Here is a 12,602-nt window from a genome sequence, read left to right as displayed (position 1 = left end):
GGGGGCAGGGATCCCCCTTTGGCGGGGCTTAGAAAATACCGGGCCGAAAGTGGGCACACAGAAGAGATGGCAAACTCCAAAAATCCACAGGCTACGTCGAAGAGTCTCCTTGTCGTCAGCGATTCTCATTGTGAATCTATGAATGCCCGGTCCCTGCGGTCAGCAGCATGGAGAATGACAATTTCATCCCAACAACCCGGGATTGCTTCGCTTCCCTCGGAATAACTGTGAGGACTCACCCAAATCAGGAAATCGTATCTGTTTTGTGATTAACACACACAAGCAAAAAGCACAAACCACGCAAGCCACTACTTTATGGATCAAGGCGTAATCAGCCCATTCTTTTTTCATACCACAAAGGGATAAAATTGCATCTATAAACCAGTGTATAATGAAAAGGCATCTTTATGTATCCCCCCTTGGCAAAAGAGTTCAGAGGATTTATGAGAAGAATAATGGCATGATAGCTCCAGATAACTAACTGTCTGTTCCAACCTGGTGAAACTCAAAACAAGGAGGGCAGTATGGCAGCCAAAGGCGAATTTTACAGATGCACGCTCTGCGGACATGTTGTTGAGGTCAAGCAGGACGGAGAAGGAGACTTGACCTGCTGCGGCATGCCCATGGAAGGATTGACCGACAACGAAGCCCAGACCTTCAAGGACTAATCCTTTAGGGTCTGCAGTCCATCCTTAGACTGCCCGTGTGCATGCCGGGGCAGTCTAAGGATGGTTCACGCTTGAAGTGAGTGCAATCGTGCTCAAGGCCCAGGACATCTCACCTCGACCCGTTCATCTGCTGGCTGGAGGATTCCCCACCTCATGCACCTCTCCCAGGGCCGGATGAGACGCATCGCATCCTGGCCCCAGGATCTTGGAATGCAGCATATCGCCCCCAGCCACTGTACAGGAGACCATGCTGTGGAGTACTTTCAACCTACCCGGGGCCCCAGCTTCATCCCCAGCGGATGGGGCCCGGATTTCCATCAACGGACAGCCTGCAACCTCAAAGGAGTAAAAAATGCCCCATAAACAATCCATGGACTACTTCCGAACCCTTTACGAAGTGGTCAAGGCGGTCAACTCCAGCCTCAATCCCAGGACCGTGCTCCGGCAGGTGGCGGAAAAGATCAGCTGGGCCATGGACGTCAAGGCTTGCAGCATTCGGCTCTTAAGCGAAGACCGCAAATATCTCCAGGCCGGAGCCACCTACGGGCTGAGCCAGCAATATCTGCGCAAAGGCAAGGTTGAGGTGGACAAAAGCAAGCTGGACCAGGAAGTTTTGGACGGTCACAACGTCTATGTATGCAATGCCTGTGCAGACGAACGTTTCCAGTATCCGGAAGCTGCCCAGGCCGAAGGCATTGCCTCAGTCATGGCCGTACCGCTCAATCTGCAGGGCCAGGAGATTATCGGGGTTCTCCGGGTCTACTCCAGCTCCGAACGGGAGTTCAATCAAGAGGAAGTCGAGTTCTTGAACGCCATGGCCGATCTGTGCGCAATATCCATCCACAACGCACTGGCCTACGACAAGATCAGATATGAGCATGAACTCTTAAATCGCTATACATATCAGCTTTTTGAAGATTAATTCCTCGCCGTCCCGGCAATTCGCGACACTCTGCAGACAACCACTGAAGGGGATATCCTCTATGTCCAAACTGACAATCGGTATCAACGGCTTCGGCCGAATCGGCCGGCAGGTGCTCAAGGCCCTGCGGACCAAGTACGCTGACTCTGTGCAGGTTGTGGCGGTCAATGACCTCTTTGACGCAGCCGAAAATGCGAACCTGCTCAAGCACGACTCCACCTACGGCCGGTTTTCGGAACCGGTAAGTGTGGACGGGAACGTGATCCACCTGGGGGACTGGGAAATCCAGAACTTCGCCTATACCGACCCCAAACGCATCCCGTGGGAAGACCTGGGGGTGGACCTGGTGATTGAGTCGACCGGGATCTTTCGCACCGGTCCTCAGGCCGCCGCTCACCTGGAGGCCGGGGCCAAAAAGGTAATCATCACCGCTCCGGCCAAAGAGGTGGACCGGACCATCGTCCTGGGGGTCAACGGGCAGGAATATTCGCCCCAGACCGACCGGATCATATCCAACGCCTCCTGCACCACCAACTGCCTGGCTCCGGTAGCCTGGGTGATCCACCGGGCCTTCACCATCCGGATCGGATCCATGTGCACGGTACACGCCTACACCAACGATCAGCGCATACTGGATCTGCCGCACAAAGATCCCCGCCGGGCCCGGGCCGCGGGACAAAACATCATTCCAACCACCACCGGGGCAGCCAAGCTGGTCGGGCAGGTCATCCCGGATCTGGCAGGAAAGATCGACGGTTATGCCATGCGGGTGCCGGTTCCCACGGTCTCGGTGGTCGACTTTACCGCCCAGGTGGAAAAGAACACCAGCACCGAGGAGCTGCACAGGACCTTGGAGCAGGCGGCGGAAGGGGAACTGAAGGGGATCCTGGGATACAGCCGGGAACCCTTGGTGTCCTCTGACTTCATCCTCGATCCCCACTCCTCGATAGTGGATCCGGAGTTCACCTCTGTGCGGGAAGGCAATTGGGTCAAGGTCATGGCCTGGTACGACAATGAGTGGGGCTACTCCTGCCGGGTGGCGGACCTGGCGGATATGATACGAGAAAAGGGGTAGAGGAATATGGCTTCCAATGGACCAAGGCCCGCTGGGAATAGTGCCTGCCGTATGCCCCGGGGACTAAGGGGCGGCCTCGGTGCTCGCCTTTATCCTCAGTCCTTTGTCCCCTGCAGGCTGGGGTCTGCAATCTGCCCTTCCCGGGTGAAGAGATAGAGGACGAAGACAGCGGCCATGCATCCGGCACAGAGCAGAAAGGAAAAGTGAAAGGCCTCCTGGGAGAGGGCCTGCGCGGCAAAGGTGGTCTGCATCAGCACCCCGAGCCCGTGGACAAAGGATGCGGCCCCGAACATGGTGAACAGGTTGATCCCGGTCATGGCCGTGGCGGACAGATGCCCGGGCATCCGTTCCTTGATGTGGGTGTACATGATCCCTCCGGTGCTTCCGGAGATCCCGAAAGCGGCGAACAGAAGGGCAAAAACCGGCCAGGAGGTATGGGCTGACTGCCAGGAGAGGCCAAACAGGGTGGCCCCCATGCCCAGCAAGCCAATCAGGATCACCCTCTTCCGGTGCTGGATCCGGTCGGACAGGGCTCCCCACAGCGGTCCGGCGGCAATGAAGGCCACGTTCAGGGCCAGGATGATATTCCCGGCCGTCATGGGAGACAGACCGATGCCCTGCATCAGATAGGGGCCGGCCCACAGGGTCTGAATCGCGGCAAATATCCCGTACCGGCAAAACGTGCCCACAGAGATGAACCAGTAGTCGCGGGTGCGGAAAAGTACGCCCAGCCCGCGGAGCAGCTCCGGCAGCCCCGGACTGTATCCCCGGTGCTCGCTCTGGGGTGGCCTGTCCCGGACCAGGAGGAAAAAGGCCAGGGTCAGGAGGGCGTGAACTGCGGCAATGACTGTAAACGTCCACCTCCAGCCCATTGCCTGGATCAGCACGACCAGGGGCGAGGAGGCCACAATGCTCCCGGCCGCACCTATGGAAAACAGGATGGTGCTCAAGGAGGCGAATTGGGCGGGGCTGAACCACAGGGTCAAAAGCTTGAACGGCCCCATGAGATTGCAGGCCATGCCCAGCCCCAGCATCCCCCTGGCCAGCACAGCCAGACCCAAGGTTTCGGCCCAGGCGAACAGCAGGGCCCCGGCCACACCGAACAGAGAAAGAACGCTCATGGTCAGCCGGGGACCGAACCGGTCCAGGGTCAGCCCCAGGGGGATCTGAACCAGGGCAAAGACATAAAAAAACGCCGCGGACAACAGGCTCAAATCCGAAGCATTCAGCCCTAAGTCCCGGATCAGGTCCGAGCTGATCACCGCAGTGGAGGCCCGGTAGAATTGGGACAGGAGAAAGAAGATAGAGGTCAGGGCAAAGACGGCCCAGCGGTTGGTAAAGGCAGTGGACATGGTTTTCGTGGTTCGCAGACGCCGGCTGTAGAACTGTAAGGTTTGCCGCAAAAGCTCATGAACACAACTCCATTTCTTGTGTCCAGGAGCCGTTTTCGCTCCCTGTCAACTGTCCTGTCCGCTCATTGAGCCTGAGACAATGCTGAACCTCGAGTTAAAGCGCCCGCAAAGTCCCGGCCAGGAAATCCTGCACCGCCTGCTGCACACTCTGGGCCTCACTGACATAGACCGGCATGTCCTTGCCCTGGAGATATGATACAGCCTTGGGGCCGATCTGGCTGGTTATCACCGCCCCGGCCTCTGTCTTGACCACATCCTGGGCTGCACGGGTCCCAGCCCCCCGGCCGGCGACCATGTTGTGTTCATTGGATATGGTCGTGATCTGTTCGGAGTCGGTATCGTACAAGACAAAGTACCTGCACCGGCCGAACCCGCTGAGGACATCGTCCAACCCCGTACCTTGACTGCTCAGTGCCAGTTTCATAATCCATCTCCTATGCTTAAAACCGGATGGTCCAAACGAACTGTAGTCACCTACACCCTGCTCCAGCTCCCAGGGGCCCTGCTCGTGGCTCTGGCGCTTGTGGTTGCCCACGCCCGGTTTGGGCTCCCGGCCGGGGCCGCATGGTCCATCCTCGTCCTGTGGATAGTCAAGGACAGCATTCTGTTTTTCTTTCTCTGGCCAGCCTACGACAAGCACAACACGGATGTCTACACCCTCATCGGCCGGCAGGCATCTGCTGCCACAGACCTCAGCCCCGGGGGGCGAGTGCGCCTCAGAGGGCAGACCTGGCCGGCCAGGGCAGAGCCCTCAAGCTGCCCCATTCCGGCGGGCAGCCGGGTTGAGATCCTGGACAGGGAGGGACTTGTGCTCATAGTCCGGCCGCTGAAAACAGAAAAAGCCGGGGCGTAACGCCCCGGCTTTGTGGCTTTTTGCGGCAGACGGTGGGAAAGGGCTTACATGCCCATGCCCATACCGCCCATTCCACCCATGCCGCCCATACCTGCGGCTCCGGCACCGGCTCCGCCTTGGTCGTTGTCTTCCGGCTTTTCAGCCAGGGCGGACTCGGTAGTCAACAGCAGGGAGGCGATGGAGGCCGCGTTCTGCAGGGCGCTGCGGGTGACCTTTTTGGGATCGATCACCCCGGCCTGGACCAGGTCCTCATATTCGCCTGTGGCCGCATTGAATCCGTACTCAGGCTTGGAGCTGCCCTTGACCTGCTCAACCACGATGGACCCTTCAAATCCGGCATTGGTGGCTATCTGGCGCAAAGGTGCAGCCAGGGCCTTGCGGACCACTTCCACTCCGGCCTTTTCATCCTCATCAGCGGCCTTGACTTCGTTCAGGGCGTCCTCGCAACGAGCCAAAGCCACACCGCCGCCGGCCAGGATACCTTCTTCCACCGCTGCCTTGGTGGCGTTCAGGGCGTCCTCAACCCGGGCTTTCTTTTCCTTCATCTCAGTTTCCGTAGCCGCGCCGACATTGATCACAGCCACTCCGCCGACCAGCTTGGCCAGACGTTCCTGCAGCTTCTCCCGGTCATAATCCGAGGTCGTGTCCTGGATCTCGGTCCGCAGCTGCTTGATCCGGGCCTTGATTTCCTGGGTGTCGCCCTGTCCGCCGACAATGGTTGTGTTTTCCTTGTCCACGGTAATCCGGTCGGCCTGACCCAGATCATTGAGGGTTATGTTCTCCAGGCTGTGCCCGGTATCCTCAGAAATAAGAGTGCCGCCGGTCAGCGCAGCGATATCCTGCAGCATGGCCTTGCGCCGTTCACCGAATCCAGGGGCCTTGACCGCGCATACCTGCAATACGCCCCGCAGCTTATTGACCACCAGGGTAGCCAGGGCCTCGCTCTCGATGTCCTCGGCGATGATCAAGAGCGGGCGGTTCTGCTGGCCGACTTGTTCCAGAATGGGAACCAAGTCTTTCATCACCGATATTTTCTTGTCGTAGATCAAAAGCAGGGGCTTTTCCAGCTCTGCGGTCATGGCTTCCTGATTGGTGACCAGGTAGGGGGAAAGATACCCGCGGTCGAACTGCATGCCTTCGACCACATCCAGGGTATTTTCCAGGCCCTTGGCCTCCTCCACTGTGATCACGCCTTCCTTGCCCACTTTGTTCATGGCTTCGGCGATCAGGTTGCCGACAGTGGCATCATTGTTGGCCGAGATGGTCCCAATCTGGGCGATTTCTTTCTCTTCTCTGGTGGAGTGGGCCATGGTGTCCAGTTTTTTGGTCACTTCCTGGACCGCTTTGTCGATACCCCGCTTGATGGACATGGGGTTCCGCTCGGCAGCCACCAGCTTGAGTCCTTCATTAAAAATGCAGTGGGCCAGGATGGTGGCGGTTGTGGTCCCGTCTCCAGCCATATCGCTGGTTTTGCTGGCCACCTCGTTGACCATCTGGGCACCCATGTTCTCGAACTTGTCTTCCAGCTCGATCTCCTTGGCCACGGTCACCCCATCCTTGGTGATGGTGGGGGAGCCAAAAGACTTTTCAATGACCACGTTCCGGCCCCTGGGGCCCAGGGTCACCCGAACCGCATCGCTTAACTTTTCCACACCCTGCTTCAGACCGTGCCGGGCGTTTTCTCCGAAATAAATATCCTTAGCCGGCATATGTACTCCTCCTTGTTCCCTGTTTACGATTCAACTTTGGCGATGATGTCTTCTTCCCGCATGACCAGATGATCTTCTCCCTCGATGGAGACCTCGGTTCCGGCAAATTTGCCGTACATAACCCGATCTCCGGGCTGAACAGACATCTCCATGCGCTGGCCCTGCTTGTCCAGCTTCCCCGGGCCGACAGCCACCACGTCGCCTTTCGTGGGGCGTTCCTTGGCGGTATCCGGGATGATGATTCCACCGGCTGACTTCTGCTCCTCTTCCACTTTCTTGATCACAACTCTGTCCTGGAGAGGCTTAAGAGTCATGGCAACCTCCTTATTGGCTTTGGTCTCTTAGCACTCACCACAAGCAAGTGCTAACAGATGGCCACCATATTCATCTCAGCTCTGAATACAAGGATTTATATATTCCATTACAAGAGATTTATATGATATACAAAGAATGAATAGATAGTTGCTCTCATTTTTTTCATATTTTGGCCTTTTGCTTGATTGTTGTACTATTTTAATCGGTGACCACTCGAAATCAGGTCCCATACAGAGCCACCCCGGTTCAGGTCCTGCGCAGGTCGGGCATATTCGATCCTGTTGGTACAGGTTGCAGCTATTCCCCGCAGTCGCGGACCTCAACAGAGGTTAACACAGTACGTAGCCAATCATGCCTCTCTGCCGGCGATACATTTCTGATGACGATCTTCATTTTTGCAACAGTTGATTAAACAACCAAGATTTTTCACATCTGACTTGACGGAAAAGAGTTTTATGGTAGTGTATATTGTTCTTATCAGTCAGGACATTCATCTTTTCAGTATAGGTTAACATTTTTTTCCAAGGGTATTTTATGACGCAGACGCTTCAATCAGCGAAAGGTTTGCGCCTGATCGCTCACTTCGATCTCTGCACCGGGTGCGAAATCTGCCAGCTGGTATGCTCCGAACGGCTCTTCGGAGGCTTCAATCCCAGACTGGCCGCCCTGCGCATCGAGCACAGGCGAGAAAATCTGGTCCACGAGCCCATCTTGTGCGAGCAGTGCCATAATCCGTTTTGCCAAAACGTCTGCCCGGTGCAGGCCATCAGCCTGGACGAGGACACCGGGGCCCGGGTCATCGATCCGGACACATGCATCGGCTGCGGGTTGTGCGCTTCCTATTGCCCGCGCCAAGTCATTGTCCAGGACAGGGAGAGCGGGAAGTCGGTCAAGTGCGATCTGTGCAACGGAGATCCATTGTGCGTGCGGGCCTGCCCCACCGGCGCTCTGGAGCTTATAGTGCAGGGAGGTGACCATGCCTAAGGCCTGGATGGGAAAATTCTTGTTTGTCGATCTTGGCTCTGGATCCTCCTGGACCCAGGAAGTGCCGGACTGGATGCGCTCAAAGCTCATGGGCGGCAAGGCGTTCGGAGCCAAGCTGCTCACCGACCTGACCCCTGCGGGCTGTGATCCGTTTGCTCCGGAGAACCCGCTTATGATCATGACCGGCCCCCTGACCGGGACCAGCGCTCCATCAATGCGCGGATGCGTGGTGACCAAGTCTCCGCTGACCGGAACCTTCCTGGACTCCTATTTCGGCGGCTACTTTTCTCCGGAGGTCAAATACGCGGGCTACGACGGGATCATCATTCTGGGCCAGGCCCAGGAACCGGTCTATCTGTGGATAGACGATGACCGGGTTGAAGTCCGACCCGCAGCCCACCTCTGGGGACAGGACGCTTTGGAAGCCAACGCAGCGGTCAAGAGCGAACTGAACGACGAGACCGTCAAGATCCTGAGCATCGGTCCCGCTGGAGAGAACCGGGTCCTGTACTCCCTGATCAGCTGCGAATACAACCGGCAGGCGGGCCGGGGCGGCGCCGGTGCGGTTATGGGGTCCAAGCACCTAAAGGCCATTGCTGTTCGCGGAACCAATACCGTGACCATCCATGACCCTGAGGCCTTTCGGGCCGCAGTGATCCAGGCCAACGCCGATCTGGAAAAATCCGAGGACGTCCAGGCCATGCGGGACGGGGGAACGGCTCCGGCTGTGGACTTTGCCAACGAGACCGGGCTCTTGCCCTCACGCAATTTTCAGGACGGATCCTTTGAAAAGGCCTCGAATTTGAGCGATATCGGCCAGTCCAAGCATCTGTGGCTGAACAGCGCCGCCTGCCTGGGCTGCCCCATCCGGTGCAGCAAGATGGGCGCGGTGCGTACCGGGAAATACGCCGGGTTTATCACCGACATCGTGGAATACGAGTCCGCAGCCCTGATGGGCTCGAATCTGGGCATTTCCGATGTCCGGGCCGTGGCCCACCTGGTCAAGCTCTGTGACCGGTTCGGCATGGACAGCATGTCCACCGGCGGAGTGATCGGCTTTGCCATGGAGGCCGGGGAACGAGGACTTCTCGAATCCCCGGACGGGATCAGCCTGGAGTTCGGCAACGTCCAGGCGGCCGAGTACCTGATCCGGTCCATCGCTTTTGTGGACAACGATCTGGGTAAACTCCTGGCTCAGGGTGTCAAACGAGCGGCTGCGGCCTTGGGCGGAGATGCATCAGCCTTTGCCCAGCACGTCAAAGGCCTGGAATCACCCGCCTGGGGCCCCCGGGGTGCAGCCGGAACCGGCTTGGCCTTCATGACCGCAGACCGCGGAGGCTGTCACCAGCGCGGGCTGCCCGCTCCTTTGGAAGTGACCGGGGGAGAATGGGAAGGCAAGCCGGTCCAGGCCCTGGCCGTGGAAGGCAAGGCCGATATGCTCATCCAGATGCAGAACTATCTGGCCGGGACCGATGCCCTGGTCAAATGCGATTTCGGTGGCTTCGGGGTTCAGCCGGAAACATACGCCGCACTGCTCAGCGCAGCCACTGGGGAGAGACATACAGCCGACGAATTCGACCGCCTCGGGGAACGAATCTGGAACCTGACCCGGAACTTCAACCTCCGGGAAGGCCTGAATCCAGCAGATGACACCCTGCCCAAACGATTCATGCAGGACCCCCTTCCCAGCGGGCCAAACAAGGGACACCGCTTCTCTGCCCAGGACATGGCCTTTATGCTCAAGGACTATTACTCCTTGCGGGGCTGGGACCAGGCCGGTCGCCCGACGGAAGAAACCCTGAAAAAAGTCGGGGTGCAGGATCTGCCGAAGTTTGAAAAGAGCAGTTAATACTCGTATCAGAGAAGAGTCAGCCTGTATCGCTGAGTTGGAGAAAAGATTTCGTTCATAATCAATCCGACATCTTACATCGATTAACCGATAACCCAACAAAACAAAGGAGATCCGACATGGACAACTATTACAATCTCAGAGAATTCCAGTGCGCAACCAAGGCCAAACACGGTGTGGGGGCCCTGGCTTCCCTGCCCGATTCCCTGCGTGAGCTGGGGGTCAAGAAGCCATTGATCGTGACCGACCCGGGCGTGGTCGGAGCCGGCCTTTTGGACCGGGTGACCAAGGTTTTGGAAGATGCGTCCATTCCCTACGGCGTCTTCGATCAGGTGGTGCCCAATCCCTACGTTTCCACTGTGGGCGACGCCAGCAAACAGTACGAAAAAGAAGGATGCGACGGCCTGATCGGCCTGGGCGGCGGAAGCTCCATGGACACGGCCAAAGGGGTGGGCGTGGAAGCGACCCATGAGGGCGACGTCTTGTACTGGGAAGCGGCTAAGCGGGATCTGGAACGGCGCATCGCCCCCCTGATCACCATTCCGACCACAGCCGGAACCGGCAGTGAGATCACTGTATGGGCCGTGATCACCGATCCGGACCGCAAGTTCAAGTTCAATGTGGGCGGCCCGCTGATGTCCCCGCACATTGCCATTGTGGACCCGGAGCTGCACATGACCATGCCCCCGCACGTGACCGCGGGAACCGGCATGGACGCCTTGTGCCATGCCATTGAGTGCTATACCTGCCACTTCTCACAGCCGCACACCGACGCCGTAGCCCTGCTGGCCATTGAGTACTGCGGCAAGTATCTGCGCCGGGCCGTGGGCAATGGGCAGGACATGGAAGCCAGGTACTATATGGCCATGGCCGCTCATTTGGCCGGCATCTCCTACGGCACGGAGAGTGCGGGAGCAGTTCACGCCCTGACTCAGACCCTGGGCGGCATCAAGCCGGAGATCCACCACGGACCGGCGGTAGGGGCGACCCTTGGTGCCTTCATGGAATACAACTGGATCGGCCGCCCTCAGAAGTTCCGTCGCGTAGCAGAGGCCCTGGGCGTGGAAACCACCGGCCTGAGCGATCGGGAAGCCTGCCTGCTGGGCGCTCAAGCCGTCTACGACCTGGCCGAGGACACGGGCATCCCTTCCCTGGCCGAGCTTGGGGTCAAGGAAGACGATATTCCGAAGCTGGCCAAGGAGGCCTACGGCGATCCGCAGACTCCGGGCAACCCCCGGGACATCGACATCCAGGGCTACGAGTGGATGTACAAGCGCTGCCTGGGCTGCCTGTAAAATTAAGGCCGGGGTCATCCCCCGGCCTGAATTCTCATCGCATGTGCATAAGAAAGCCGTCGGGTCCAAACCCGGCGGCTTTCTTATTTGAGACTTGATGCAACCCCGGTCGCTGGTTGAACGTCCGGGGCCACCAGTCACGCGCAGACGCGTGACTGCCCAAAGAAAGAGAATGATTATTCGCCCCTACCAACCTCACGCCAGCACAGTGCTGATTTTCATATAGGGATCATCGAGAACACATTAACACATTGTTAGGGACGACTGACATTTGCCCTTTTGGGATTTTCGGGATCCCCACAACACGTTTCATACTCGATCAATGCGGCAAATCTGACGTCTGACCTCTGGCTTCTGACATCTGAACTAAAGCCCCATGGCCTCCTTGGCGGCCTCCAGGGCGTCCCGCTTTCCGTCAGCAGTCTTGACCACGTCGGTTTTGTAGGTCCCGCCCTGATCAAACCACCGCTCCAGCAGTTCCGGCTTCTGCTTGATCAGCTTTTTTCCTGCCTCCGCATACTCCATGCCCTGGTTCAGAACATATTCGGCCATCTGGGCCTGCTCTTCCACCGTAAAGTAAAAGTTCTCGAAAAACTGACCGACATTCGGATTTTTCCAGGCATACCCTGGACGGCAGATGGTATGCACTGTGGCTGCGCCCTGATCCGGGCCCCAGTATTTCTCGCCGCCGTGCAGAAGCTTCATATCGATGTTCAGGTTCATGGGATGCGGAATCCAGCCCAGCCAAACAACCCAGGGGTTGCCCCGTTTGATTTCCCGCTTGACCTGAGTGAGCATACCAGCCTCGCTGGAGGGCATCAGCTCCCAGTCGCCCAGGCCGTAGGCATCATCCTCGATCATGTCCAGGATGACCTGATTCCCGTCATTGCCGGCCTCGATCCCATAGATCGTGCCCCCGAACTTCTCCTTGTGCTCGTCCAGATCCTTGAAGTGCTTGACTCCGGCCTCATAGGCCTCTTTGGACACTGCCACGGTATACTTGGCCCCGGACAGATTGGTCGTGACCAAGTCTATTGTCCCGTCCACCATATATTTGCGGATCATCTCCCGCTGGGTGGGCAGCCACAGCCCAAGGGCCACGTCCCGTTGTCCCTGGGATACGCTTTGAAACATAATGGGAACAGAGGCAGTGATCACGTCGGTATTATACCCGATCTGCTCCAAGAGATAGGCCGCAGTCTCTGTCTTGGCCGTCACCCCGGTCCAGTTGACCTGAACCAAGCGGACTTCCTGTCCCTTTTCTGCCCACGCAGGGCCGGATACACCGAGCAACACCAAGGCCAAAGTCAACAGCAATACCTTTTTCATCTTTCTACTCCTGTTTTTGTGTTCTGTTGCCGAATGCAGACACCTGCAATCAGCAAGTTCAAACAGTTACAAACTTATGATTCATAGATCACTATCACTCAAAACCGACGGCTGTCAACACGACATCTTTGCCCGGCATACCTCCGTACCATGAAGTCCAGATACTCGCATCATCTTCCCATCATCCCCGA

12 protein-coding genes are annotated in these 12,602 nt (G+C 57.7%); 7 read left to right on the top strand and 5 right to left on the bottom strand.

All coding sequences use genetic code 11. The features are described 5' to 3' along the window. The first annotated feature begins 524 nt into the window (after nt 1–524). The 3 genes from N902_RS0106660 to gap all read left to right on the top strand — a co-directional run bounded on the left by N902_RS0106660 (nt 525) and on the right by gap (nt 2,665). Nucleotides 525–668 carry a desulfoferrodoxin FeS4 iron-binding domain-containing protein gene (locus tag N902_RS0106660; protein WP_027370303.1) on the top strand — a complete coding sequence of 48 codons (144 nt, stop codon included), beginning with the start codon at nt 525–527 and terminating at the stop codon, nt 666–668. 352 nt (nt 669–1,020) lie between these two features. After that, complete coding sequence (locus tag N902_RS0106650; RefSeq protein ID WP_027370301.1) at nt 1,021–1,590, top strand: GAF domain-containing protein; 570 nt, start codon at nt 1,021–1,023, stop codon at nt 1,588–1,590. A gap of 61 nt (nt 1,591–1,651) precedes the next feature. Then, on the top strand, nt 1,652–2,665 hold the full coding sequence (gene gap, locus N902_RS0106645; RefSeq protein WP_027370300.1) for a type I glyceraldehyde-3-phosphate dehydrogenase: 1,014 nt from the start codon (nt 1,652–1,654) through the stop codon (nt 2,663–2,665). A gap of 95 nt (nt 2,666–2,760) precedes the next feature. On the opposite strand, the gene N902_RS16765 is transcribed toward gap, so the two are convergent. Further along, nucleotides 2,761–4,068, bottom strand: coding sequence for an MFS transporter (locus tag N902_RS16765; RefSeq protein ID WP_153304155.1), 1,308 nt, complete (start codon nt 4,066–4,068; stop codon nt 2,761–2,763). Between the two features lie 103 nt (nt 4,069–4,171). Then, nucleotides 4,172–4,501 carry a NifB/NifX family molybdenum-iron cluster-binding protein gene (locus tag N902_RS0106635; protein ID WP_027370299.1) on the bottom strand — a complete coding sequence of 110 codons (330 nt, stop codon included), beginning with the start codon at nt 4,499–4,501 and terminating at the stop codon, nt 4,172–4,174. 12 nt (nt 4,502–4,513) lie between these two features. Between N902_RS0106635 and N902_RS18665 the strand changes: the two genes are divergently transcribed. Beyond that, nucleotides 4,514–4,930 (top strand): NfeD family protein, encoded by a 417-nt coding sequence (locus N902_RS18665; protein ID WP_027370298.1) that lies wholly within the window; start codon nt 4,514–4,516, stop codon nt 4,928–4,930. Between the two features lie 44 nt (nt 4,931–4,974). Here the strand turns inward: N902_RS18665 and groL are convergent, their stop codons facing one another. Continuing rightward, on the bottom strand, nt 4,975–6,639 hold the full coding sequence (gene groL, locus N902_RS0106625; protein WP_027370297.1) for a chaperonin GroEL: 1,665 nt from the start codon (nt 6,637–6,639) through the stop codon (nt 4,975–4,977). Between the two features lie 23 nt (nt 6,640–6,662). Then, entirely contained in the window at nt 6,663–6,953 is a 291-nt protein-coding gene (groES, locus tag N902_RS0106620) for a co-chaperone GroES (RefSeq protein WP_027370296.1), read from the bottom strand. A gap of 535 nt (nt 6,954–7,488) precedes the next feature. On the opposite strand from groES, the gene N902_RS0106615 reads away from it, so the two are divergent. The 3 genes from N902_RS0106615 to N902_RS0106605 all read left to right on the top strand — a co-directional run bounded on the left by N902_RS0106615 (nt 7,489) and on the right by N902_RS0106605 (nt 11,082). After that, a complete protein-coding gene (locus N902_RS0106615) occupies nt 7,489–7,938 on the top strand; it encodes a 4Fe-4S dicluster domain-containing protein (RefSeq protein ID WP_034622015.1) in 450 nt (149 codons plus the stop codon). After that, nucleotides 7,931–9,787 (top strand): aldehyde ferredoxin oxidoreductase family protein, encoded by a 1,857-nt coding sequence (locus tag N902_RS0106610; RefSeq protein WP_027370294.1) that lies wholly within the window; start codon nt 7,931–7,933, stop codon nt 9,785–9,787. Before N902_RS0106615 ends, N902_RS0106610 begins: the two co-directional genes overlap by 8 nt. A gap of 119 nt (nt 9,788–9,906) precedes the next feature. After that, on the top strand, nt 9,907–11,082 hold the full coding sequence (locus tag N902_RS0106605; RefSeq protein WP_027370293.1) for an iron-containing alcohol dehydrogenase: 1,176 nt from the start codon (nt 9,907–9,909) through the stop codon (nt 11,080–11,082). Between the two features lie 366 nt (nt 11,083–11,448). Here N902_RS0106605 and N902_RS0106600 read toward each other — a convergent pair whose 3' ends face one another. After that, nucleotides 11,449–12,411, bottom strand: a complete 963-nt coding sequence (locus N902_RS0106600; RefSeq protein WP_027370292.1) for an ABC transporter substrate-binding protein — start codon at nt 12,409–12,411, stop codon at nt 11,449–11,451. Between the last annotated feature and the right edge of the window lie 191 nt (nt 12,412–12,602).

It is taken from the genome of Desulfovermiculus halophilus DSM 18834 (assembly GCF_000620765.1).
Lineage (GTDB): Bacteria > Desulfobacterota > Desulfovibrionia > Desulfovibrionales > Desulfothermaceae > Desulfovermiculus > Desulfovermiculus halophilus.
Note: the sequence above shows the minus strand (reverse complement) of the source record. Positions and strands in the feature narration are given on the sequence as shown.

Coding starts and splice junctions, on each gene's coding strand:
- N902_RS0106660 (WP_027370303.1), top strand. CDS start 525: ATGGCAGCCAAAGGCGAATTTTACAGATGCACGCTCTGCGGACATGTT.
- N902_RS0106650 (WP_027370301.1), top strand. CDS start 1,021: ATGCCCCATAAACAATCCATGGACTACTTCCGAACCCTTTACGAAGTG.
- gap (WP_027370300.1), top strand. CDS start 1,652: ATGTCCAAACTGACAATCGGTATCAACGGCTTCGGCCGAATCGGCCGG.
- N902_RS0106635 (WP_027370299.1), bottom strand. CDS start 4,501: ATGAAACTGGCACTGAGCAGTCAAGGTACGGGGTTGGACGATGTCCTC.
- N902_RS18665 (WP_027370298.1), top strand. CDS start 4,514: ATGCTTAAAACCGGATGGTCCAAACGAACTGTAGTCACCTACACCCTG.
- groL (WP_027370297.1), bottom strand. CDS start 6,639: ATGCCGGCTAAGGATATTTATTTCGGAGAAAACGCCCGGCACGGTCTG.
- groES (WP_027370296.1), bottom strand. CDS start 6,953: ATGACTCTTAAGCCTCTCCAGGACAGAGTTGTGATCAAGAAAGTGGAA.
- N902_RS0106615 (WP_034622015.1), top strand. CDS start 7,489: ATGACGCAGACGCTTCAATCAGCGAAAGGTTTGCGCCTGATCGCTCAC.
- N902_RS0106610 (WP_027370294.1), top strand. CDS start 7,931: ATGCCTAAGGCCTGGATGGGAAAATTCTTGTTTGTCGATCTTGGCTCT.
- N902_RS0106605 (WP_027370293.1), top strand. CDS start 9,907: ATGGACAACTATTACAATCTCAGAGAATTCCAGTGCGCAACCAAGGCC.
- N902_RS0106600 (WP_027370292.1), bottom strand. CDS start 12,411: ATGAAAAAGGTATTGCTGTTGACTTTGGCCTTGGTGTTGCTCGGTGTA.